The organism is Shewanella sp. HL-SH2 (genome assembly GCF_051164935.1).
In the GTDB taxonomy this organism is placed as follows: domain Bacteria; phylum Pseudomonadota; class Gammaproteobacteria; order Enterobacterales; family Shewanellaceae; genus Shewanella; species Shewanella glacialimarina.
Map to the genome: position 1 here is coordinate 2874958 of NZ_CP195035.1, position 22683 is coordinate 2897640.

20 protein-coding genes and 1 pseudogene are annotated in these 22683 nt (G+C 45.4%); 3 read left to right on the plus strand and 18 right to left on the minus strand.

Translation table 11 applies throughout. The annotated features are described in order from the left end of the window. Positions 1-205 precede the first annotated feature (205 nt). Positions 206-1588, minus strand: a complete 1383-nt coding sequence (locus ACRWP9_RS12525) for an NAD-dependent succinate-semialdehyde dehydrogenase (protein ID WP_434926283.1) — start codon at positions 1586-1588, stop codon at positions 206-208. Between the two features lie 83 nt (positions 1589-1671). Next, positions 1672-2760 carry an alkene reductase gene (locus ACRWP9_RS12530; RefSeq protein WP_434926284.1) on the minus strand — a complete coding sequence of 363 codons (1089 nt, stop codon included), beginning with the start codon at positions 2758-2760 and terminating at the stop codon, positions 1672-1674. A gap of 353 nt (positions 2761-3113) precedes the next feature. Here ACRWP9_RS12530 and ACRWP9_RS12535 point away from each other — a divergent pair, with 353 nt between their 5' ends. Continuing rightward, positions 3114-3680 (plus strand): hypothetical protein, encoded by a 567-nt coding sequence (locus ACRWP9_RS12535; RefSeq protein WP_434926285.1) that lies wholly within the window; start codon positions 3114-3116, stop codon positions 3678-3680. 229 nt (positions 3681-3909) lie between these two features. Here ACRWP9_RS12535 and ACRWP9_RS12540 read toward each other — a convergent pair whose 3' ends face one another. From ACRWP9_RS12540 to ACRWP9_RS12590, 11 genes and pseudogenes are all read right to left on the minus strand, one after another. Continuing rightward, on the minus strand, positions 3910-5247 hold the full coding sequence (locus tag ACRWP9_RS12540; protein ID WP_434926286.1) for a DUF2254 domain-containing protein: 1338 nt from the start codon (positions 5245-5247) through the stop codon (positions 3910-3912). A 49-nt stretch (positions 5248-5296) separates the two neighbouring features. After that, the gene (locus ACRWP9_RS12545; protein ID WP_434926287.1) at positions 5297-5551 is read right to left on the minus strand and encodes a GlsB/YeaQ/YmgE family stress response membrane protein; all 255 of its coding nucleotides are present in this window, start codon (positions 5549-5551) and stop codon (positions 5297-5299) included. A 55-nt stretch (positions 5552-5606) separates the two neighbouring features. Beyond that, complete coding sequence (locus tag ACRWP9_RS12550) at positions 5607-5894, minus strand: coiled coil domain-containing protein (RefSeq protein WP_434926288.1); 288 nt, start codon at positions 5892-5894, stop codon at positions 5607-5609. 41 nt (positions 5895-5935) lie between these two features. Beyond that, positions 5936-8092 (minus strand): catalase/peroxidase HPI, encoded by a 2157-nt coding sequence (gene katG, locus ACRWP9_RS12555; protein ID WP_434926289.1) that lies wholly within the window; start codon positions 8090-8092, stop codon positions 5936-5938. Positions 8093-8316: 224 nt separating this feature from the next. Continuing rightward, complete coding sequence (locus ACRWP9_RS12560; protein WP_434926290.1) at positions 8317-10056, minus strand: thiamine pyrophosphate-dependent enzyme; 1740 nt, start codon at positions 10054-10056, stop codon at positions 8317-8319. 773 nt (positions 10057-10829) lie between these two features. Beyond that, positions 10830-11024 carry an SHOCT domain-containing protein gene (locus ACRWP9_RS12565; RefSeq protein WP_434926291.1) on the minus strand — a complete coding sequence of 65 codons (195 nt, stop codon included), beginning with the start codon at positions 11022-11024 and terminating at the stop codon, positions 10830-10832. 83 nt (positions 11025-11107) lie between these two features. After that, positions 11108-11560 (minus strand): hypothetical protein, encoded by a 453-nt coding sequence (locus ACRWP9_RS12570; protein ID WP_434926292.1) that lies wholly within the window; start codon positions 11558-11560, stop codon positions 11108-11110. A gap of 160 nt (positions 11561-11720) precedes the next feature. Next, positions 11721-11906 (minus strand): annotated as a pseudogene (locus ACRWP9_RS12575) (transposase); the annotation flags it as partial. Positions 11907-12652: 746 nt separating this feature from the next. Beyond that, positions 12653-14002 carry an APC family permease gene (locus ACRWP9_RS12580; protein WP_434926293.1) on the minus strand — a complete coding sequence of 450 codons (1350 nt, stop codon included), beginning with the start codon at positions 14000-14002 and terminating at the stop codon, positions 12653-12655. A 37-nt stretch (positions 14003-14039) separates the two neighbouring features. Then, positions 14040-15764, minus strand: coding sequence for an FAD-dependent oxidoreductase (locus ACRWP9_RS12585; RefSeq protein WP_434926294.1), 1725 nt, complete (start codon positions 15762-15764; stop codon positions 14040-14042). Positions 15765-15806: 42 nt separating this feature from the next. Next, on the minus strand, positions 15807-16631 hold the full coding sequence (locus tag ACRWP9_RS12590; RefSeq protein ID WP_434926295.1) for a PRC-barrel domain-containing protein: 825 nt from the start codon (positions 16629-16631) through the stop codon (positions 15807-15809). 270 nt (positions 16632-16901) lie between these two features. Here ACRWP9_RS12590 and ACRWP9_RS12595 point away from each other — a divergent pair, with 270 nt between their 5' ends. Further along, entirely contained in the window at positions 16902-17762 is an 861-nt protein-coding gene (locus ACRWP9_RS12595; RefSeq protein WP_434926296.1) for a BON domain-containing protein, read from the plus strand. 159 nt (positions 17763-17921) lie between these two features. Here the strand turns inward: ACRWP9_RS12595 and ACRWP9_RS12600 are convergent, their stop codons facing one another. The 5 genes from ACRWP9_RS12600 to ACRWP9_RS12620 form a co-directional block, all read right to left on the minus strand. Next, complete coding sequence (locus tag ACRWP9_RS12600) at positions 17922-18356, minus strand: OsmC family protein (protein WP_434926297.1); 435 nt, start codon at positions 18354-18356, stop codon at positions 17922-17924. A 338-nt stretch (positions 18357-18694) separates the two neighbouring features. Next, on the minus strand, positions 18695-19354 hold the full coding sequence (locus ACRWP9_RS12605; RefSeq protein WP_434926298.1) for a DsbA family oxidoreductase: 660 nt from the start codon (positions 19352-19354) through the stop codon (positions 18695-18697). A 121-nt stretch (positions 19355-19475) separates the two neighbouring features. Then, positions 19476-20813, minus strand: a complete 1338-nt coding sequence (gene nhaA, locus ACRWP9_RS12610; RefSeq protein WP_434926299.1) for a Na+/H+ antiporter NhaA — start codon at positions 20811-20813, stop codon at positions 19476-19478. Positions 20814-20871: 58 nt separating this feature from the next. Then, positions 20872-21159, minus strand: coding sequence for an encapsulin-associated ferritin-like protein (locus ACRWP9_RS12615; protein ID WP_434926300.1), 288 nt, complete (start codon positions 21157-21159; stop codon positions 20872-20874). 36 nt (positions 21160-21195) lie between these two features. Next, a complete protein-coding gene (locus tag ACRWP9_RS12620; RefSeq protein WP_434926301.1) occupies positions 21196-21579 on the minus strand; it encodes a DUF302 domain-containing protein in 384 nt (127 codons plus the stop codon). Positions 21580-21932: 353 nt separating this feature from the next. On the opposite strand from ACRWP9_RS12620, the gene ACRWP9_RS12625 reads away from it, so the two are divergent. Then, entirely contained in the window at positions 21933-22679 is a 747-nt protein-coding gene (locus ACRWP9_RS12625; protein ID WP_434926302.1) for a hypothetical protein, read from the plus strand. Positions 22680-22683: the final 4 nt, after the last annotated feature.

Below are 22683 nucleotides of genomic sequence, written 5' to 3' on the forward strand. Positions count from 1 at the left end.
TATGGCTATCTTGTCGTTAAAAAAAATCATATAGCCATTATAAAACAATAACATCATCACCTTTCTATATGTCCTCAAACAAGATTAACTGGCTTCACTGCTAGGCGCTTAAGATAAAATGAATTGATGTCATTCAAACTCAGTGTTGTGAAGCCATATATTATGGCAATAACATTGTGAAACCATAGCCCTAGCAGTGCAACCGTTACATAGGTGCATCCATCGAAATGGAACGTACCAGCTTCTTATTAACAAACTGCTGGATGCCCATTTCGCCGAGCTCGCGGCCATAACCGGACTCTTTGACGCCGCCAAATGGAAGCGCGGCATCGGTCCAATCAATATTGTTGATGAACATCATACCTGTATCTATTTGACTAGCTACGCGTTTGCCGCGAGCTTCATCTTGGGTAAATACGGAGCCACCCAGTCCGAAGTCAGAGTCGTTGGCAAGCGCTATGGCCGTTGCTTCATCCTTGACCCGAAAGATCAACGCGACGGGTCCGAAGAACTCAGTGCGATAAGCTGGGTTGTCTGAACCAATGTTGGTCAGTATCGTGCTCTGCATGAAAGAGCCAGGGCAGTCAATACGCTTGCCGCCCATTAACACCTTGGCACCATGGGCTACGGCCTCATCGACCTGCTTCAAAAGATTAACCAGAGCGACTTCTTGCGACATCGGCCCCTTGGTGGTTTTTTCGTCCATCGGATCGCCAGGTTGCTGAAGTTCAAGTGCGGTTTGGAACTTTTCGATGAATTTGTCAGCTATCGAATCGATCACAATAAAGCGTTTAGCAGCACAGCAGGTTTGTCCCTGGTTGTACATACGCCCCCAAACAGCCCAGGGAATAGTTTTGTCGAGGTCAGCATCATCAAGCACGATAAAGGCATCATTGCCACCGAGCTCCATCGAGGAGGGTTTGAGGTTTTGCCCTGCTCGGGCGGCAACGCTTCTGCCAGCCTCAAAACCACCCGTCAATGCCACGCCCTTGACCCGGAGATCATCAATAACCCGGTTAGACTGTTCATGCGATACCAGCAGATTTGTGTACAACCCCTTAGGTGCACCCGCATCAATCAGCAGTTGTTCAAAGGCGATAGCACATTGGGGCACATTGCTGGCATGTTTCACCACTAAAACATTGCCCGCCATCAGCTGTGGGCCTGCCACTCGAGCAAGTTGATAAAAGGGAAAGTTCCACGGCTCGACACAGAAAATCACACCTATCGGGCTGCTTTCCATATGGGCTTCGCCGTGTTCTGGATTAAGTGTCTCTGGTGCTAAAAACGCTTGTGCATGCTCTGCATAATAGCTGAGGATATTGCCGCTAAAATTCACTTCACCACGGGCTTCATCAATTCGCTTGCCCATCTCAAGTGTTGCCAGCTTGGCAAAGTCATCAGTGTGCGCATGCAGAAGTTCAGCAGCTTTATTCATAATAGCAGCGCGTTGCTTATAGCTGGTATTTTTCCATGTTTGGTAACAGGTGTGCGCTGTGGCGAGCTTAATTTCAAGCTGTATATCGCTAATTTCATCAAAGGTCTTCAAGATTGTTCCGTTGTTGGGGTTAATGCTTTTGTAGGTCATAGTAAAATCCTGTTTTAATTTGGTCTTATGATTGCCACGGGCGTCTGCTCAGTTGTGTTAGGCCTCGGCGATAACTTTTAGCACTAACGCTCTTGTGAAGTCGCGAGAGTCGGATAGTCGGTGTAGCCCTTGGCGCCAGGCACGTAAAAAGTCGCTTCATCTGGAGTATTGAGCGCCGCATCCTGCCGCATCCGTGCAACAAGATCGGGATTAGCCAAAAACGGTCGACCGAAAGCGACCAGATCACCACTTTTATCAAGTAGTGCCTGTTCAGCACTTTGATGATCAAACCCTCCTGACAAGATAAACAAACCATCGAAACTAGCGCGCAGCTTGAGCTTGAAGTTGACGGGCACAGTTGGTGCCCCCATAGATGAATGATCGACCAGGTGGATGTAGAGAAGCTCATCCGACGAAAGCGCCCTGGCCAATGCCAGGTACTGTGTCTCTACGTCAGGGAATGCGCCGGTGCCGTTGAATACACCATAAGGAGAGAGCCGGATACCGACCCGTTCGCTGCCGATGGCAGCCACTGTCGCACGTACGATTTCTAGCGCAAGTCGATTACGACCATCAATGCTGCCGCCGTAATCGTCAGTTCGCAGGTTAATCAGCGGGTTCAAAAACTGCTCGATGAGGTAGCCGTTGGCGCCATGTATTTCGACACCGTCGAAACCGGCCTCCAGCGCGAGCTTAGCTGACGTCACATATTCTTTTACCACTTGAGCAATATCAACCTCGGTCATTTTGCGTGGCGTACTGTGGGGCTGCATACCTAAGGCATCGGTATACATCTCTCCGTGGCACACTGCGGCGTCAGGCCCAAGTACTTCGGCACCTGTCGGTAAGTTTTCGACATGCGCGACTCGACCGCAGTGCATCAACTGTAAGAAAATTTTACCGCCTTTGGCGTGTACTGCAGCAGTACTTGCCTTCCATGCATTCATTTGTGCGTTATCGAAGAGACCGGGGATCCGTGGGTAGCCCAGTCCGTTTGGGCTGGGCGAAGTGCCCTCGGTAATAATCAGTCCCGCCGTCGCACGTTGGCCATAGTAAGTGGCCATCAGTTCATTGGGCGTGTGCTCAGGCGTAGCCCGACTGCGTGTCAACGGCGCCATTACCATGCGATTGGCTAGCTGCAGCGAGCGGTGAGAAAACGTTTCGAAAAGCATAAGCTAGATATCCTGTTATGTATGATGAGGATGAACCCTGGCGAGCCGGAGAAAAAGATCATTGGGGCCAAGGTCTGAGACCTACAGCTTGCGCGCTCTCATTAGGCTAGTCTGTTCGATAGAACACATACCGACAAAGGGCGTCTGCGGATCCAATAGGATCATTAGCTGGCAGAAAGTTCGCTAGCGAACAGAAGAAATGTCGTTAATCACATATTGTATGTGAGATGTTTGCTCGTCAGACATGAGAGCCAGGATGATTTACAAAAGAGTTTCACTGACACTGCTACTTCTGTGTTTGGATCTTGCTGGACCGATTTGTTCGCGCCACGACTAATGAACGGAGGAATACTATGATATCCAGACCAATAAAACCGATATCACTTTGGAGCTCGTCATCACTACGCGTTACTGAGCTGACCCTTCTTGCGATATTGACCCTATTTGGGCCGCCTGCTATCGCAGGCGAAGGACCATGGCCATCATTTACAGCGACGACGCTTAACGGCGAAAAAGTTGACAGCAACAAACTGATAGGTCAACCAACACTGCTGATACTTACGCCGTCTCGAAATGCCGCAACCTCCACTCGGGAGTGGGCTAACACATTGCGCTCAAACATAGATCATACTCAATATCGGGTTCGCGACGTACTGGCTGTCAATTTACCCTTCTTTATGTCGGAAGAAGATCTCATTGGTACGGCCAAAGAGAGCGTGCCGCAGCGTTACCACGACCAAACCTGGATTCTAAACTCGCAGATTATGGAAAGCGCGTTGGGTGTACCCTCCGATAGCGACGAAGCTGTCATTGTTGTTCTAGATAAGAACGGTAATCTGGTATCGCAGGTTCATGGTAAAGTCACGTCGGCGCGGATGAGTGAAGTTACCGATGCCCTACAGAGCCTAACTAACCACTAACCGCCTCCATAACTGTCGCTGTGCATTATCACTGTCATATCGCGTTGCCAATATCATATTGGTCGGGCTGTTATGTATGGTTATCGAATGCTGAAATAATCCTCTGCATTTGCGCAGAGCAAAATTATCTGAGTGATAGTGAGCGATAAGGTTGTTAATTTGGTGCGTTGAATGTAAAGCCAGGAAAAGCTAACGAATGGGTCAACAAAATAAACTAATCTTTCTCTACTCATGCGCGCAGTGCAGACTGAGCTTGCAGCGATTCACGCACCTTGGACTGCCGCATTTCGAGCTGGGCGCGATCATGACTGGATTCAAAACAACGAGCGGTCAACTCTTCAATCCACTGTAGCTGTTGGTCAAGTGCTCTCAAGCGGTTCGGGCAGGTAGTTAAACTTCCGATGGTCTCGATGGCACCAAGCATGCGTACTAGTATAGCAAGATTCTCCTCTGCGCAACTTCGGATCTGGTCGAAAGCATCGGCCAATAGACTCTCAAAGCTCGGAACAATCGCTACCATCCGCAGAGTGTCTTCTTCATAACGATATAATGGCGGAAATTGCCGACTGGCCAATCGAGCCATAATCGAGGTTAAATAGTCCACGCACATCACTGCTGTTGAAGTGTCGTTTACCCCTGGGGACAATGCTTTTATGGCCATATCCACAATCTGTCGAATACCAAAAGCAGGATCCTGATCCACTGTGCGATGGCGGCCAATACTGTAAGCAGCATTCAAAGCATCAATCAGTTTCTGCTCTGGCGGATAAGTCAGAGCGAGCGACACTAAAGCCGTATCTTGGACAATAAACGAGCCAATGCCCTGCTCCATCCGCACTATCGTCCTGTGGTCACACGCCAGACATATTAGTCTTTTGTTATTTACGCCTAAAACGTAACCACTGCGAGCTGCTGGCACAGGATACCAGACCCGCTCATCCAGAGACTTAAGTATCGGGTGTCGTATTTCATCTTCATCAAGTTCTCCATCCGGTTTTATCGGCAGCAACCTATCTATGGCAGCATTGGTTTCCTGAGCGACCGAAGCGATGATACTTGATGCCTGGATTGACAAGGCAATATGATGAATAAAATAGATAAGCACCCCCACCCCACCAAGCGACATCACAAAGGCAAAAAACACCGCCAGACTGGGCACAAATTCATCACCACCACTGCTACCACGAATGGTGCGTAATACGATAAGACAGTAAGCGAAAATGCTCGCAAAAACCCCCAGTGTTGCTTGCGTGACACTGTTGCGCATGAAGTTCCTCAAAATGCGAGAGGTGTACTGGCCCGATGCCAGCACCAGGGCCAACAGTGTCATGGAGAAAGTGATCCCCATGACAGTCATCATCGAACCTGCCAAGGTGGACAGCATTTGGCGAGCGCCTTCTGCACCGACCCCAAACAGCTGTGGCCACTGACTTAACCATTGGTTTAAACCGGCAGACTCCGCTTCGATCAACATAACCGCTAAGGTCATGCTGACAGTGACCATCAGTGAAGGCATAAACCAAAAGCTCGACCGCAAATCTCCCCAAAACTGTCTTAACTTAATCATGTGGCCACTCCCGATTTGAATTTTTCCCGATCTCGCAGTATTTAAGGGGTTAGGCGTTTTTCTTAACTAAACTAATTACAAATAACAAAATAACAGCGCCAATTGTGGCCATAATCACAGAACCTAAAAAACCGCCTGTGGTTATGCCGAGTAAGCTGAATACAACGCCACCCAATACAGCACCAACTATACCTACAATAATATTGCCTATAACACCAAATCCTCTCCCCTTCATTATGTTGCCTGCAAGCCAGCCGGCTAGGGCACCAATTACCAAAAATATGACTAAACTAATAATATCCATGTTGTACTCCAGTGTTAATTTATAGGGCGCCTACTTGGCGCGACGACTATGCAGATTATTTAAATCTTGAAGTAGCCGACTTTAGTGAATTGCCAAGTGAGTTCCACGCACTATCTATACCTGCCTTAAGATCATCCCAAGCATCGTCACTTGCTACCTTAAGTTCAGTAAGTTTGCTGTCAGCCGTTTTCTGCATCGTTCGCAGTGCCTCTATTTGTTTGTAGTACTCAATTTGTGCATCGGCCTCTGCGTTATCCGCTTTAGCCTTGAGCTTGTCGATCTCAGCGCTCCACTCGTCCAACTGTGCCTGTAGTTTTTTTTGGTAAGCTTCTTTCCTGTTCATGGTTAAACTCCTTTATGTTGCTATTTATCAGGGCTTGGAAATCAAGCCAAATCAAAGCAGTCAGCGTGCATTACCTTTGTCCATGCTGTAACAAAGTCCTGGACAAACTTTTCCTTGTTATCGTCCTGGGCGTAAACCTCGGCATAGGCACGCAGAATCGAGTTAGATCCAAAAACCAGATCGATTCGAGTCGCCGTCCACTTAAGCTTATTCGTTTCACGGTCGCAGATTTCGTAAAGGTTATTCCCAGTAAGCTTCCACGTATTGCTCATATCAGTCAGATTGACGAAGAAATCATTGGTCAGTTTGCCTTCATGTTCGGTGAACACACCATGCTTGCTGCCGCCGTGGTTGGTGCCAAGCATACGCATGCCGCCAACCAACACCGTCATCTCAGGGGCTGTAAGGCCCATTAACTGAGTACGATCGAGCATGAGTTCTTCTGCACTGACGACATAGTCCTGCTTGAGCCAATTGCGATACCCGTCGTGAATGGGCTCCAACACGTCGAAAGCTTCTGCATCCGTCATTTCGTCAGTTGCATCGCCACGGCCAATCGAGAATGGCACAACAATATCAAAACCTGCGGCTTTAGCGGCTTGCTCAATACCGACGTTACCCGCGAGCACAATCACATCGGCGATGCTAGCGCCACTCTGGGCTGCAATGGGTTCCAGCACGGCCAGTACTTTGCTCAGACGCTCAGGCTCGTTGCCTTGCCAATCCTTTTGGGGAGCCAAACGAATGCGCGCGCCGTTGGCGCCGCCGCGCATATCCGAACCGCGAAAGGTTCTTGCGCTATCCCATGCAGTTTTGACCATTTCGCTAACACTCAAACCGCTGCTAACAATGTTCTCTTTCACGGCTTGGACATCGTAATCGTGACTCCCGGTGGGAACCGGATCCTGCCAAATCAGATGTTCTTTGGGCACATCAGGACCGATATAGCGCACTCTAGGCCCCAGATCCCTGTGTGTGAGTTTGAACCATGCCCGTGCGAAGGTTTCAGAAAAGTGCTGTGGATTCTGGTAGTAATGCTCAGAAATTTTGCGATATGCCGGATCCATCTTCAGGGCCATGTCGGCATCGGTCATGATCGGGTTTTGACGGATTGACGGATCTTCGACATCAACCGGCATATCGGCTTCTTTAATATTGATAGGTTCCCATTGCCATGCGCCAGCAGGGCTTTTTTTAAGCTCCCATTCATAGTTAAGCAGTAAATGGAAATAGCCGTTGTCCCATTGAGTTGGATGAGTCGTCCACGCCCCCTCAATACCACTGGATACCGTATCGCGGCCTATGCTGCGCTCAGCTTTATTGATCCAACCAAAACCCTGGTCTTCGATGTCACCTGCTTCGGGCTTGGGGCCAAGTAAATCGGCATCACCGTTACCGTGACATTTACCCACAGTATGGCCTCCGGCAGTGAGCGCCACGGTTTCCTCATCATTCATGGCCATTCGCAAGAAAGTTTCACGTACATCTTTGGCTGTTTTGAGAGGGTCAGGTTTGCCATCGACACCTTCAGGGTTAACATAGATCAGGCCCATCATCACAGCAGCCAGCGGGTTATCCAGATCCCGATCGCCTGAATAGCGGCTGTTAGGGGCATCGCTAGGTGCGAGCCATTCCTTCTCGGCGCCCCAATAAGTGTCTTTTTCAGGATGCCAGATATCTTCACGGCCAAAGGCGAAGCCAAAGGTTTTTAACCCCATAGATTCATATGCGATGGTTCCTGCATAGGCAATCAAGTCCGCCCAGCTAAGTCTATTACCGTACTTTTTCTTGATAGGCCAAAGTAACCGACGAGCCTTGTCCAGATTAACGTTGTCAGGCCAGGAGTTAATCGGCGCAAAACGCTGATTACCTGTAGCGGCACCACCCCGACCGTCAGCAATACGATAGGTGCCGGCCGCATGCCACGAAAGGCGGATCATCAAGCCGCCATAATGCCCCCAGTCCGCTGGCCACCAGGCCTGGCTGTGCGTCATCAGCGCATGAAGATCTTGCTTGAGGGCAGTTACGTCAAGTTTTTGGACCTCCTCCCGATAGTTAAAATCCGCCCCCATAGGATTGGTCTTAGTATCATGTTGGTGCAGAATATCTAGGTTCAGGGCCTTGGGCCACCATTGCTGGTTTGACAAGCTACTCTGTGTGACGCCGCCGTGCATCACTGGGCATTTATTTTCAGACATTGGCTAATCTCCTATTTTGTAAGCAAAAAGAAATTGTTGTTCGTACCACTTGATATAGGTCGGACAGCCGAAGAAGATGAACAAAAATAATTCATCAAAATCGCTGAGCTTTGACCACTTCAATATAGGAAAACCATTGCTTACACACCTTTTTATAAATTACAGACTTCAGCAAAAATAAGCAGGACGATTGAGCTGAATGTTATGGCTTCCTTCATCATGTTTTATAATAATTCCCGTAGGTATTTTATGTCGTTCTTTGTCGTATCGACTATTTCTGCAAATTTTCCATTAACCATTAATTTTGCCATGGAGGCTGCCATGCCTTTCACTTGATCAATGTTTACGGAAGGTGGCATTGCCAAGGCATTGGGATCGGTAAAAATATTGATTATCGCCGGCCCCTTATGCTTGAATCCGTTTGCCAGTGCTAATTCCACATCTTTGGGCTCCTTTGCCTCCCATGCTGAGATATTCATCGCTTCAGCCAATTTTACAAAATCAGGATTAACCATATCCGTCTGCCACTCCATATAACCTTCTACTCGCATTTCAAGTTTCACCATGGCTAACGAACGATTGTTAAAGATGATGATTTTGACAGGAATTTGATATTGGCTAATGGTCATTAAGTCGCCCAGCAGCATTGAAATACCACCATCACCACAAAAAGCAATCACTTGCCGGTCTGGTTGTGATAAGCCTGCCCCCATCGCCATAGGCATGGCATTCGCCATCGAGCCATGATTAAAGGAACCGGTCAGGTAGCGATTGGCTCCCGCCTTTAAATAACGGGCGGCCCACACAGCGCTCATCCCCGTATCAACGGTAAATATTGCATCGTCATCTGCGAGTTTATCCACCAAATAGGCAACATATTCTGGGTGAATATTTTTTTCAGCTCCCTTTCCTTCTACATAGCTGTCATAGATGGCTTCAATTTCTTGATGTAGGGAACGGGTTTTGTCGATGAAATCAGTGGACGTTTTTACATCAATTAAAGGCATAAGATCTTCAAGAGTTGATTTAATATCACCACAATATCCAAAGTCCACTTTAGCTCTACGGCCTAATTTTTCCGGTTTAGTATCTATCTGAATAATTTTGCATTTTTCTGGGAGAAACTCACTATAAGGAAAATCCGTGCTCAGCATCAAAAGGACATCGGCTTGATGCATGGCTTCGAAACCGGACTTATTGCCTAACAGCCCATTTAATCCAACGGCATAAGGATTTTCTTTACGTTCAAAAAATATTTTGCCTCGAAAACTATATCCCAAAGGAGCCTTAAGTATTTCTGCCAATTGCATCACTTCTTCGATGGCATAGCGACAGCCATGGCCGCAAAAAAGCATCACTTTTTCATGCCCATTTATGACGCTTGCCAGTTCTTGAAGCTGTTCATAGCTTGGGGTTATTCTAGGTTGGGTATAAAAGTTTTTATTTGCCGTATGCACAGGCTCAATACTTGCCGCAGCCACATCACCAGGAAGCCCCAGAACAGCGACTCCTTTCTTACTAATTGCATGCTGAATAGCGGTTTGCAAACCATTAATGGCTTGTTTGGGGGTATTTGCTAGAAATACATATTTTGAACAATCTTGAAATAACGATTCGGGTCTTGTCTCTTGAAAGTTGTCCAGGCCCATTTTTTCAGTATGAATAGTTGAAGCAATTGCAATAACCGGATTTTCAGCTCTATTGGCATCATAGAGTCCATTGACTAAGTGAACATGCCCTGGCCCACTGCTGCCCATGCAACAACCAATACCATTTAGCTCAGCTTCCATCGAAGCAGCATAGGCGCCAGCCTCTTCGTGCCTGACATGTATCCATTGCAGTCTGCCATCTCTTCGCACAGCATCATTGACCGGATTAAGACTGTCGCCTGTGACCGCGTAAATTCTTTTAACACCCGCTTCTACTAGCATTTCGACTAAATGATCTGATACGTTTTTTGACATAATTAGCTCCAACGTTTTAATAAAAAATATTCTATCTAATTACCAAGCTAACCTGTGCCAATAAAGAACAGCGGAATTAACATCCGCTGCGGCGTCGTACTATTTACTTTCATCTTTGTCTAAGCCTCGAACGAATTGGCGATCAAATTTTTAGTCCAATGATGATTCATCATTCCCGCAAGAAAATAGACTAACTTAACTCCTAGTACTGTGAGGCAAGTATCATCAGAATAATAGGTGGAGAGCATGACTATTGAGGTTAAGTTATATCAAAAGGTTTAAACCAAACTAACAGCACTGAAAGGTAAACAAAGCGATTATCATGAACCAGAAGCTCGACCGCAGATTGCTCCAAAATCGCCATAACTTATTCATGCTTTTACTTCATAATTCCTGAATCCATTGCCATGTTGTAAACCTATAGATCAAAGAGATGAAATATTTTTAGTATTACAGCTAACGACCAATATCACAGAAGGTAACTGTCGCAATGACCGTCCCGCGCAGCGCCATTTTGTGTGCTCTCATGTTCGAACAATCCTGCAACAAGTAACATCTCGGGCCGTTAGCGGCAGAACATAGAATCTGCTTATCTTGACCAGTGATTGTGATAGGGCTCTGCGAACACGCGGGACCATTGCAGAACGCCAGTAATGATTTGGGTTTCATTCTTCTGCCGCAGGATTTAGACAGGACCGTCTGGCATATCGATGATGCGCTTGGTCAAATCATCGGTAATCTCGAGCAAGTCATCCATACGGTTCACTCCTTCATCACTGTCTAATATCGTGCAAACGCTTTTCGTAGACATCTTTATCGATTTCGCCGTTTGCATATCGTTGCTTAAGCAACTCTTCAGCGGACACGCCACCATTGCCAGATTTTTGAGACGATATCCTCAACATTGCCCAAATAAGAGCAGCGATAATCACTATACCGGCAATCCACCAGAACCACATTCCGCCCATGTGTCCTCCTCCGTTCCAGTCATACATATCAAACCACTCCCGTAATTATTTGAAATTTAAGCGCCCGTATACGCTCCTGATGTCTACTGCTGATCCGCCTGCGCAGACTGATGTTCCATCATCTGTTGCATCATCATTTGCATCATTTTCATGCGCTCCTGAATGTCTTCCTGACGATGACCCATGGTTTGCATGTGTTGGCATTGCACATTGTCTTGCTCACAAGTCATTTGCGGTTGTTTTTCCTGCATCATATGCATTGCCATATTGGTCCGAGCTGCCTCCATATTGCCCATCATCATCATGCCCTCACGCATGCTTTGCATGTGCTGTTGCATAACGACTTTTCGCTTTTCGGGGTCGTTGGTTGCTTTGATTTCTTTCATTTTCTGCTGGGTCGTCTGCATCTGGCTGTTCATCATTTCCATCTGCTGAGCCATGGGCTTTTCCGTCGTAGGCTCGTTCTGGGCAGCCAGCATGGGTGATCCGAACATCATGAGAATTGTAAGGGTTAAAAAATATATAATCGTTTTCATTTTTTCCTCTCTTTCTTACTGTAGGACGGACAAATATGTCAAAGCCTTATCTTGAATTGACTAGCTGCCATATACCGTCGTCGATGTACAAGTTTTAAAGGGATGCTACGAGCATTGCTGCTTCCCAGAGACACATCTTTTTTTCTAACAACAATTATCCTTATCTATGCCGCGTGCGTCTGTACGCCAACGCACTTAGTTTCCTGTACGAATACCCTTGTAGTTTGCTTTCGACATATTCTATGCACCAGCGTGACAGCATAAATGGATGAGTATCCAAGTCTTCAGCCACTTGACTGACTTGCACTCCATTTTTGAAACTGAGTTTGACCGCCTTGATTTTAAAATCTGATGTGTAATGCTAGGTTTTTTGTCGATTGTGTATATTTGGTATCTCGCCACTTCCTAAGCTATTAGAAGGTGTCCTAAACGGTCAGATGAAACGGCTTGATACCACACATCATGTAGCAATAGTTAAACTAGTCTTTCTAGTTTTTAGCTACGACGGGGTTTCGAATTTAGTGACAGAGCAACAGCAGGGCAAGGAAAACGAGTGCACTGTGTTAGTTGAGATCAAGCGAAATATCAGAGCAACGTAAGCCGTGGAGAACGCGGCGGCAATAGTGACGATAATGAGGCCAACAATCACTACTGCGATCGCCCAGAGTGCCGCACGAGGTAATGTTTTTGTGGGTTGTCGATATTTTTGTAATCGTAAGTCTGTCGTTAAAAATCCCTGGTAGGCCATGAACACAGACGCAGCACCGAACAGTGCAATACTAATCCCAGCGTCAGGCAGACTCTGCGAGAGCATCTGAGGAGCCCACTGTGTAAGCCCCCAGCCAGCCCCACAATTACGACAAGCTTGAACCACACCAGAAACATCTCAACGCAGCCAGCATCACCGATACCCCGCGAGTTTAATCCAATAAAAAATAGCTGAGTTGTCCTCCCGCTATAGGCAATAGAAAACTCCCCTCTCAATGTGGATTGACAAGCAATATTTTTTTATATTCGTATTTTTTCTCCTTTTTGAATATGTCGTTTCGCGTTAGCTGACTGTTAGCGAAGGAACATAGAATTTATTTATTTTCATTTATGACTGTGGCTTTTTGGCTCGATAGGGTTATGTCGTAAAAACAGCACCTCAACAAGCAGAATAACCAACATAACAACACCAGCGACACCAACCACCAAAGGATCGCTGTTTATCTTGACCCAGACAAAACCACCCAGAACGATACAATCAAGGATAATCGCGACGATAGGGAATGCGCTTCTGGCACCCACTTCATCTCGCAGGTGACGTAAAACCCCCCAGTGGATCGCCATGTCCATAATCAAATAAAAGATGATACCCATGGCCGCAATCCGCGTCAGGTCAAAAAATATCGTCAATAGTAAACCTAAAATGACGGTATAAACCAGGGTGTGTTTTTGGATGCTACCGGGCATGCCAAAATGGCTATGGGGAACGAGTTTCATCTCTGTCAGCATTGCCAACATCCGCGAAACCGCAAATATACTGGCAATAACACCGCCTGCTGTTGCTATCATGGCCAAAACAACCGTAAACCAGACAGCGTACTCACCCAGTGCAGGCTTTGCGGCTGCAGCTAACGAGTAATTTCTTGTTTCGATGATTTGTGCAAGTGATAGGTTACTGGCGACGGCAAAGCCTACTAGCGTATAAATGACAACACAGAGACCGATGGAGATCATGATAGCTCTGCCCACATTTCGGTGAGGGGCGGTAAGCTCTGATCCACTATTGGTAATCGTGGTAAAGCCCTTAAAAGCCAAAATACCCAGCGCGGTTGCACCAATAAAACCAGCGATTGTTGCACCAGAAGTTGAAGCATCTGGACTGACTGTTAAGAAATCGACTTCTACCGAGCCTGCCACCATTACGCCAACGATACCGAACAAAACGATACCGCCAATCTTAATAAAGCCCAGCACTGACGCGACACCTTCGATCATCTTGTTGGCGGACAAGTTGATCAGAAATGCCACCAGCAATAATCCGGCACCCAGTGTCGGCACTAACACGCTGCTATCATCGATACCAAACAGCTGTAATGTATAAGTCCCAAAGGTACGCGCCAGAAAACTCTGGGCAATCACCATCGAAAAATACATCAACAGGGAATGAAAAGCGGTTGTTACCGTACTACCGTAGGCCTTTTTCAGGTACATGGCAATCCCGCCAGCAGAAGGATAAGCATTGGACAATTTGACGTAAGAGTATGCGCTGAATAACACAACCACCGCAGCCGAAAGAAAAGCCAGCGGGAAAAGACTTCCGGTCATCTGAGCCATCTGCCCCGTCAAGGCAAATATGCCAGCACCAATCATAACGCCAGTGCCAAGCGCCACCGCACCCACTAATGTCAGGCTATCTTTCTGATAATGTGACTTTTTATCTTGCTGGTCATGCATACGCCCTCCGTGATTTATCTTTTGTTTAAGCCACTCTTTATCCGGCAATCCCCAAGGCGATTGCGCTTACCAATAACATAGCCATGAATATCAAACCAACATCTAACACGTTAGGCAGTTTGAAGTAATAAAGCACATCATCAATTTTCCCAAGGAGTTTAAACACCAGAAAGTTCGACTGTGGAATGACCTTGAGTTGCGGTTCAAAAACCTTTACCGCAAGCTTGCCACTCTCGACCGCAGCCTCAATGCTCCAAACATCCGCCGTCGTTTTGGTGTGAGCCCCTGCAAGAACAAGGTTGGATATTGTCGTCTTTTGCTGTGGTATATATTGCTGGGTGTTGGTCGAATTAACCCATTTAGGTTGCGCCGATGTTATTCCTTCAGGGGAAAACGCCCATTCATGCCAAACTTTGATTTTTACCATAGAAAAATCTTGCCAGCTTTTGCCATCGTTAGCCTTTTTAACCAGTTCATCTAAGGCATGGCACTGTTTTAATTGAAATAACACTTCATCAAGGAATTGTTCCTCTGTGCATTGCTCCAAACAAAGGCCATGAACCGGGCCTGGTACTTTTGAAACGCAAGCGGTAACTGTCCACAATGATTGAATATTTTCCCCTAGAGAACTAGGCTTCCCCCAAGCTTGTTCCTGAGAGAAAAGCGTCAGGTTAAAGGCGGAATCTGAAATAACCAGCGCACATCTTTTTCGCGGCCAAGACATTTTTTCTTTAAAGCCAATTCTAAAGGACACCTGAGTATGCGGTCCCTGCTTTACTAAAGGTTTAAAAAGATTAAGTTGCGGTTTGTCTTCAAGTACAGGGGTTCTGGCCAAGATATCTGCCGCACAAAAGGGATTCAGTGCCATCACATAGATATCGGCCTGAACGGTTTCGCCATTATCCAGCTCTGCCGCTGTTATGCTGTTTTCTTCAAAACTCAAACGATGAAGTGAGGTCTGCCAATAAAACTCAACCTGCTTTTGCTTCAGGTCATCAACCCACTTATCAAACCAAACTTCACTGCTGGGCCCGTTCAGAAGCAGCCATCCAGTGCGCGCCGTGTGATCCCAAGGCCCACCGTCACTGTCTCCTGTATGATGATACGAATACTTGGTGACTAATTGCTTACGGAAAAAATGCGCCACATGATGGAAAGAAACATGCCACCAGTCGGAACCCACCCAAGAGCCAAAAGTAGCACTCCAGGTGTTCAGTGTCGAAGCGTCCAAATAGGGACGCCAAGCTTCTTTAGCATTAATGTTACTGTACTTTTCACTACTTCTGGTATTTGAACACCAGACCTTCACCATCAGCCAGCTCCAAAGCCATTTCTCTTTGGTTGTCATACTAAACAGGTTTTCCAAATCGACATTTTTGGAATTAGAATCACCAAAATGAGCCGTGCCTGAATTAGGCGCCAAGCCAAATACTACCGGCCTTGTGAGGATGTTTTCATAAAGACTGGAGTGCTCATCAAAGGGGATTTCCTTGATGAGTTCGAAAAAATTGTTATACCAAGGGCCCATTCCATGCCAAGAGTATTCAGAAGGCATATCTTGATCTTCTTTTCTTCTGGCACTTCTAAAAAAACCACCGGCATCAGAATTGGCCTCGAACACTTTGACTTTATAGCCAAGTTTTACAAATTCATGCGCTACCGTTAGTCCGGCAATACCGCCACCAAAAACAGCGACAGTTTTCGCTTTTTTGGCTGATTTTTTGGCTGATTCTGTAGATGTAGATATAGATTTGACTACCATTTATACCTCTTAATATTATCGTCGATCGCTTCTAAGACACTACTAATGCTGTGATTTTTCGGTTGCATGCTTATCCTTATCCATCCAGTAACCCAGACGACCATAATGATTGTAGATATGCATTTCCATCTTACGATCCACTTGCATATTTGAGTTATACGATGGAGCATCTTTCACTTCCTGTTGTGTCAGATTGACAGACGCGCTGGCATCGGACCAACTCAGATCTTCGATCCAGTGTCTAGGGATCAGCACTTGATGACCTAACCACCAGTTACTGGTATTCACTATTATGTATCGAATGACCCAAGTATCTTCATCGATAAGCAAGCCCTCTATATGGCCAATGTCTCCATCGATTGCTTGAATGCGATAGTCGATTACCGCCTCACAACTTCGCAGATGAATATCATCTTCTTTATGCTGTTCGGCTTTAGCCGCCTTGGTCTCTTTTGTATGGTCATCATGGTGTTGTGAAGTCAAGTCGACGTATCCCGTTAACATCATATTCGGCAACACATTGTCGCCCCACATCCCATATCCTCCCCAATAGTATGGATAGCCGTAGTACTCGAGTAAGCGGATCTCTTGCTGCCTAGAGACGGGTTTTTGGGTGTCGATGTCGGGACTGTGCTCAACTTGATATTTGGTGATCGAGACGGATAATTGCTTATCCGCCCAGTTTGCATGCCCTATTGAGATAGGTGAAATCAGTACCTGCTTTCTCGAAAGCCAAGTACCCGTTTCAACAACGAAAAAGCGGACACACCAGGTTTCATCATCGAAATAAACGTCTTTGATATGACCAATGTTGCCATCTGTAGCACTGATGACATAGTCCTCTAAATTTTTAACGGTGCGTAACATAGCTACAGTCTCCTTCGAATGCTAAATGTCCCAAGATAAGGGCGATACAAGACCATTAAAAGGCAAAGCGGTAACTGTGTCTGTACGCTATCAAACGTTAGCGTCCTTTTGATGCGATTAACAAACGGCCTGCTGCCTATATCGCCGAGTTGACAATTAAATCAAGAATATTGATGAGTGCGTTAACGCACAGACACCAGTCACCCGCTCATCCACCTTAGAAAGACAGTCGACAATCTTGCAGGCTGTAGGTAAATTTTGGAGAACAATATGAACACACCCATTAAAAAATTAATTTTAGCGTCCAGTCTGACGGTGGCGTTGATACCATTTACTGGTATGGCTTTGGCGGATGTTGAGTCTCAGGAGATGACTGAATTAAGTCAATCGGTGCAGATATCGACAGCTTATGCATTGAGCCCCTTTTTACGTGCACACGACCTGCATGTGTCAGTTAAAGGCAATAAAGCAACCTTGAACGGTAAGGTTGAAGATGAGGTCAATAAGGAACTAGCCAGGCAGATTGCGTTGGGTGTAAGCGGAGTAAATGAAGTAGATAACCAGATCACCCTCGATTATGACTATGATGCCAAAGCCGTTTCTACAGGTCGGAGTTTTGGCGAGATGGTTGACGATGCAACCATCACAGCTGCTGTGAAGTCGAAACTACTTTGGAGTAAGTTCTTCGAAGGTCTGATAATTGATGTGGACACTGAATCCGGTAAAGTCACCCTTAAGGGGACGGTAGACAGTGAGGTGAACAAGGCACTTTCAGGCAGTTTGGCGATGAACACTAAAGGCGTGGTTGCACTAGATAATCAACTTAAGATCAATAATGATAAACCGACTGTCATAGACAAAACGGTAAAAACGATTAATACGGCAGGTCAAGATATTACGGATAGTTGGATCACCACCAAGGTAAAATCAACGCTCATGTACTCTGGTAACGTGAATGCTAGCCAGATCTCAGTCATTACAAATAAAGGCGAGGTCAGCTTAACAGGTTCGGTTAGTTCCGATGCCGAACGGGCTTTGGCTATCAAAATTGCCGAGAATGTACGTGGTGTTAAGCGTGTTACTGCGAAAGATCTTATGAGTGGATATCTACTCATTGCCAAGCCTTTTTAAGCACCATATGTACTGGATAATGCTAGCTTGGTCTGCGACCAAATAGAACCCAAACACAAGCATGGGACCGAGTAGTACAGTACCCATGTTCCCCCCGACAATGGCGGGATTGTCATCTAGTGGTATAGAGTTGGCTGATATCCTATCTCAGGATATGCGCTATTTCAGTGTCGCTTGTAGGGTAATCTCACCAACACCGGCAAGGGCCTTAGAGACCGGACAGTCACACTTTGCCGCAGCGGCAATTTCCTGAAATTTTTCCTCGTCGATGCCCGCAACCTCAGCGGTCATCGTCAACGCGATGCGGTCAATAACGAAACCTTCGCCTTGTTTAGCGAGACGTACACTGGCTTTGGTGTCTATATTGGCGGTGGCAAACCCTGCCTTATCGCAGGCGAATGAAAACGCCATGGTAAAACACGCGGCATGTGCTGCGGCCAGTATCTCTTCAGGGTTAGTGCCATTCCTGTCATCCTCGAAGCGACTACCGAAGCCGTAGGGATATTGCTTCAGTGCACCGGTCTCGGTACTTATTCTACCTTGGCCTTTCTTACCTTGACCTTGCCATTGGATTGTTGCAACTTTTTCAATCATGGTGTGTCTCCTAAATATCAAAATTTCTCAAGAAGGGTTTAATTTTCGACTGTAATGGTAATTATTCCCTTATTATTAAAGTATTAAAGCATTGGTAGCTTGTCTGATTATCATAAGCCGCTTGCTACAAACCGTTGTAATTAGGTCAGTTCTGGCGCTAATAATTGGATAAATTGAGACGAATTATACTTCCAATGTAGCCAGTCTGGACTTGACCATAGGTATCCGTCTGTGCGGTATCTAACAGACGTGATTGGGTAAAATAGCGCTGCACGTTGCAGAGCTTCATGCTCCAATCAAAAATATACTTATCAGCTTCGCCTCTAGACTGTTTCATTTCAGCACCAGCTTGCCTCAGCGGTTGGATTCTCTAAAAGCGCTTCAATATTAGCAAGGATAACGCGGTAACCTACGTTGCCATACAATGTTTGACGACCATCACCAATGACATAGGAAGGACTCCCTTTAATGTTTTGCTCCTTTGATTTTTGATAATCACCCATTAAAGATGCCATAGCAGAACCATCACCAATACTGGTATTGACGGTGTTTCGGTCTAGTCCATTGGCTGTAACTAAATTATAGAGGACGTTAAGGTTGCCAATGTCCAACCCATCTACAAAAAATGCTGTTCGAAACTTTAAGGCCATCTCGATACTTTTCTTTTTATCATAAGTTATCTCTACCGCTTTGAGCATTAAATGCGCATTGGCTGAAGTGGAGGGTCTAACTTCCGTCCATACTTTCGGGTTTATATGGGCATATTCAAAGGCAGACGCAGATTGCTGTATATGCTCAGCAAAGCCAATAAAACCCCCTTTCGATTGCCATTGTGTGTTTATTTTTGTTGGTACATCACCAAAAATGTCAACGTAGTAACATTTAAGTTCGATCTTGTTTCCCAATGTTTTATTGAGTTCATCGATACGCTTCTGAGCAATCCAAGCCCAGACACAAAGAATGTCAGTGTAATAATCTATGATTAAAGTTTTATCCATTTGGAATGTATCTCCTGTCTTTGAGGTGATTTGATGACGTAATCAGATAATTACGTTCTGGCCCTTTTGGGGATGGGAACTTTGTTCCCAGCACTCCGAAAATTGAATTGTATTACTAGGACTATTTTTTTGAAGCAATAAATCGAAGATACAAGACTCCTAGTATTGCAGAAATTAACGAAGCAACCAGAATCGATGATTTAGTACTTTGCAGATGTATTGGTAGTGAGTCGAACCCTAAGGTGGCTATAAATGTCGACATCGTAAAACCGATCCCAGCAATAAGTGATACGCCGATGATATGTTGAAAACTAACGCCATTGGGTAAACAGCCGATTTTGTAGCGTAGACCCAGCCAGCAGGCACCGGAAATACCGATAAACTTTCCCAGAACAAGTCCAGTCATAATTCCTAAGCCAATTGGATGTTGTAAGCTTTCGACAAATGAGTTCACGCTGAAGGGAACGCCCGCATTGGTAAGCACAAATAAGGGTAAGATAAATAATGCCACGGGTAACTCCAGCGCATCTTCCCAGCGACGTAGTGGTGTACTAGCACGTTCTGCCAAGTCACGCATATCTAACACTTGTTCATGGGCTTCGCGACTGCCGAGAACATCGACTGAAACTGATTTTTTCTGCATTGACTTGATTGTAGACCTAGCTTTAACCAATTGTTTCTCCGATGTTAACTTTGGACGAGCTGGTACAGTCAAAGCGATAGCGACACCGGCAAACGTAGGGTGAACACCCGATTTAAGCATCATCCACCAGGCTGCTACGCCAAAAATAATATAAAAGTAGGGTTGACGTACCCCTGCGTAATTGCCCAGAGCTAAAAATGCAATCAGTGCAAATGCGCTTAATAGATGCAAGATAGATAAATCCTGAGTGTAAAATATTGCAATCACTAATATCGCACCGACATCGTCCACAATCGCGAGGCCGACAAGAAAAGCCAATAGACTGGTGGGGATGTATTTTCTTACGGTTGTGAGCACTCCTAAGGCGAACGCGGTATCGGTTGCCATGGGTATACCCCAGCCAACCAGTGAATCATGTGACCAATTGAACAACGCATAGATTACCGCTGGACAAACCATTCCACCGATGGCGCAAAGAATGAGCATACGTCGATTCTCTGGACGAGCTAGATCGCCGGCAAGGACTTCTCGTTTAATCTCAAGTCCGAGAAAGAAGAAAAATATCACCATAAATCCATCATTAATGATGTGGTTTAAGGACGTCTCCAGTTTATAACCACCCAGAAAAAAACCAATCGATGTATGTGTCAGGTTCTGGTAACTAGAATAATACTCTGAGTTGGCCCACCATAGGGCGATGATAGTCGCAAGCAGAAGAAACCAGCTAGTGGTAGCCTGCGCGCGAATAAAACTAGAAAAAGGATCCTGTATATTTTCAAGTCCACGTTGCAACGCATTTTTGGAGTCATCAGTCATGTTGTTAATCCTCTGTACACCGTATACCTAGAAACCCTTGGCGACCTGATGATGTATTTTATTTGTGTGTAATTGGCTTATCAGTAAAGAGGTAATCTTTTAACTTCTTATCAAAAGTTGAGTCTTGTCTTCTGATCCATTCCAGCAACATGGCGGCATGCTCTTTCTCTTCATCGCGATTGTGCGCAAGAATTTCCTTTAATTCTGTATCTTTACAGGCATCAACTCTTTGGTTGTACCAGTCAACGGCTTCAAGCTCTTCCATAAGTGATGTAATCGCCCTGTGCATATTTCTGGTGTCATCTTTTAGCTCACCTATTGGTTCGTGATAGCCTTCATTCGACATGCTTATCTCCTCGAGGAATGTTCAAATACGGTATAACTACTTAGCTGCGTCGACGATCATGATCATCTTTTGTTCAACATCTTTAGCAATGGCGGCTAACGCAGTATCTTGCGACAATGCCGACAGCATTTGCTCAGGCTTTATCAAACCAATTAATGTTTTTCCTTGCTCAGTAAATACCGAGATCCGGCAGGGTAAGGCCATATTTAAACGCATATCAATAGCCAACACCTTTGCTGCCTGCATAGGATTACACACTTCAAAAACCTTACAATCTTCAGTGAAATCAATCCCCTTACTCCGTAAAGTCATTCCGAGATTGTGAATATGTAAAACACCAAAATCATGACTTTTTACAGCCTCGTCGAGATCATTCGATACTTGTTCAAATGATTTATTTGTTTCTACTATGTAGTACATTCATTCATCCTTTAACCGAATTAATTTATCGTTTCGTCTACCCTAAGGTACCGTTCCCATCATCAACCGAAGTATAGTTTTTGTCTGTACGCTGCCGAACATTCCTTAAAGGTTCGGTAAGCTGTTGAGATGGTTTCCTGTAAAAAATGAGCAATTAATAGCCACAAAATGACCCGTAAGCTAAATTCAACGCAGCAAAAAAGCTCGATATCAATCAAGTGGGAATAACTTGGTGTGATTAAGAAATGATTATTTAATCACGCAGCTGGAGTTAGCAGCTGGCAATTGCATATCGTATATAGTCAGCTAAACTCTTATTAGAGTCTTAACATTTATCCTACATGAGATTATATATGGTCAAATTAGCCTTATTCCTCGTTTTTTCACTGATGCTATCCAACCCTGTATTTAGTCAATCTAAAGAAATTATTGCCTCTTTTGGGGAGTCCTTGCCTCCGTGGGTAATTGAAGAGGGTCCCACCGGAATACTGCTCAACTTGTTGCAAGATTGCCTAGAACCTGCAGGTTATAAACTGACGCCAAAAACACTGCCTTACGCAAGACGAATTGCTGAGTATCTGACAAATCAGGTTAGTGTGGTGACAGATATCAATGAAAAAACCATTGCTGAAAGAGGACTTAAAGGCTATTACACTGGCGATATCTACGCCTATGAAAACTTTCTTTTTTCTCTTTCTGAAAAGGCTCTTAAGGTCAATAAAATAGCTGATCTTGCTGAATACTCATTACTTTCATGGCAGGGAGCAATTGCGCATATTGGCGGTGAGTACGCTGCAATGGCAACGCAGAATAAAAAATATAGTGAAACTCATAATCAAAAAACTCAGCTAAGAATGTTATTCAGTAAAAGGGTCGACTTTATTCAAATGGATGGACAAATCTATCAATTTTATCGACAACAATTGTTAAATGACAACGAATTTGACGAGACAGTTGCGGTGGATAAATCCCCCCTATTTGGAAAGAGTCCCAATGGTTTTCTATTTAAATCAGAAGCGGCAAGAGATGCTTGCGTGACTAACTTAAAGCTGATTAAAGAGAACAATAAATATAAGGATATTTTATATTTTGGCAGCTAGGTTA

What these genes read in the sequence shown, in the direction of transcription:
- ACRWP9_RS12525 (WP_434926283.1), bottom strand. Translation starts at nt 1,588, where the DNA reads ATGACCTACAAAAGCATTAACCCCAACAACGGAACAATCTTGAAGACC.
- ACRWP9_RS12530 (WP_434926284.1), bottom strand. Translation starts at nt 2,760, where the DNA reads ATGCTTTTCGAAACGTTTTCTCACCGCTCGCTGCAGCTAGCCAATCGC.
- ACRWP9_RS12535 (WP_434926285.1), top strand. Translation starts at nt 3,114, where the DNA reads ATGATATCCAGACCAATAAAACCGATATCACTTTGGAGCTCGTCATCA.
- ACRWP9_RS12540 (WP_434926286.1), bottom strand. Translation starts at nt 5,247, where the DNA reads ATGATTAAGTTAAGACAGTTTTGGGGAGATTTGCGGTCGAGCTTTTGG.
- ACRWP9_RS12545 (WP_434926287.1), bottom strand. Translation starts at nt 5,551, where the DNA reads ATGGATATTATTAGTTTAGTCATATTTTTGGTAATTGGTGCCCTAGCC.
- ACRWP9_RS12550 (WP_434926288.1), bottom strand. Translation starts at nt 5,894, where the DNA reads ATGAACAGGAAAGAAGCTTACCAAAAAAAACTACAGGCACAGTTGGAC.
- katG (WP_434926289.1), bottom strand. Translation starts at nt 8,092, where the DNA reads ATGTCTGAAAATAAATGCCCAGTGATGCACGGCGGCGTCACACAGAGT.
- ACRWP9_RS12560 (WP_434926290.1), bottom strand. Translation starts at nt 10,056, where the DNA reads ATGTCAAAAAACGTATCAGATCATTTAGTCGAAATGCTAGTAGAAGCG.
- ACRWP9_RS12565 (WP_434926291.1), bottom strand. Translation starts at nt 11,024, where the DNA reads ATGGGCGGAATGTGGTTCTGGTGGATTGCCGGTATAGTGATTATCGCT.
- ACRWP9_RS12570 (WP_434926292.1), bottom strand. Translation starts at nt 11,560, where the DNA reads ATGAAAACGATTATATATTTTTTAACCCTTACAATTCTCATGATGTTC.
- ACRWP9_RS12580 (WP_434926293.1), bottom strand. Translation starts at nt 14,002, where the DNA reads ATGCATGACCAGCAAGATAAAAAGTCACATTATCAGAAAGATAGCCTG.
- ACRWP9_RS12585 (WP_434926294.1), bottom strand. Translation starts at nt 15,764, where the DNA reads ATGGTAGTCAAATCTATATCTACATCTACAGAATCAGCCAAAAAATCA.
- ACRWP9_RS12590 (WP_434926295.1), bottom strand. Translation starts at nt 16,631, where the DNA reads ATGTTACGCACCGTTAAAAATTTAGAGGACTATGTCATCAGTGCTACA.
- ACRWP9_RS12595 (WP_434926296.1), top strand. Translation starts at nt 16,902, where the DNA reads ATGAACACACCCATTAAAAAATTAATTTTAGCGTCCAGTCTGACGGTG.
- ACRWP9_RS12600 (WP_434926297.1), bottom strand. Translation starts at nt 18,356, where the DNA reads ATGATTGAAAAAGTTGCAACAATCCAATGGCAAGGTCAAGGTAAGAAA.
- ACRWP9_RS12605 (WP_434926298.1), bottom strand. Translation starts at nt 19,354, where the DNA reads ATGGATAAAACTTTAATCATAGATTATTACACTGACATTCTTTGTGTC.
- nhaA (WP_434926299.1), bottom strand. Translation starts at nt 20,813, where the DNA reads ATGACTGATGACTCCAAAAATGCGTTGCAACGTGGACTTGAAAATATA.
- ACRWP9_RS12615 (WP_434926300.1), bottom strand. Translation starts at nt 21,159, where the DNA reads ATGTCGAATGAAGGCTATCACGAACCAATAGGTGAGCTAAAAGATGAC.
- ACRWP9_RS12620 (WP_434926301.1), bottom strand. Translation starts at nt 21,579, where the DNA reads ATGTACTACATAGTAGAAACAAATAAATCATTTGAACAAGTATCGAAT.
- ACRWP9_RS12625 (WP_434926302.1), top strand. Translation starts at nt 21,933, where the DNA reads ATGGTCAAATTAGCCTTATTCCTCGTTTTTTCACTGATGCTATCCAAC.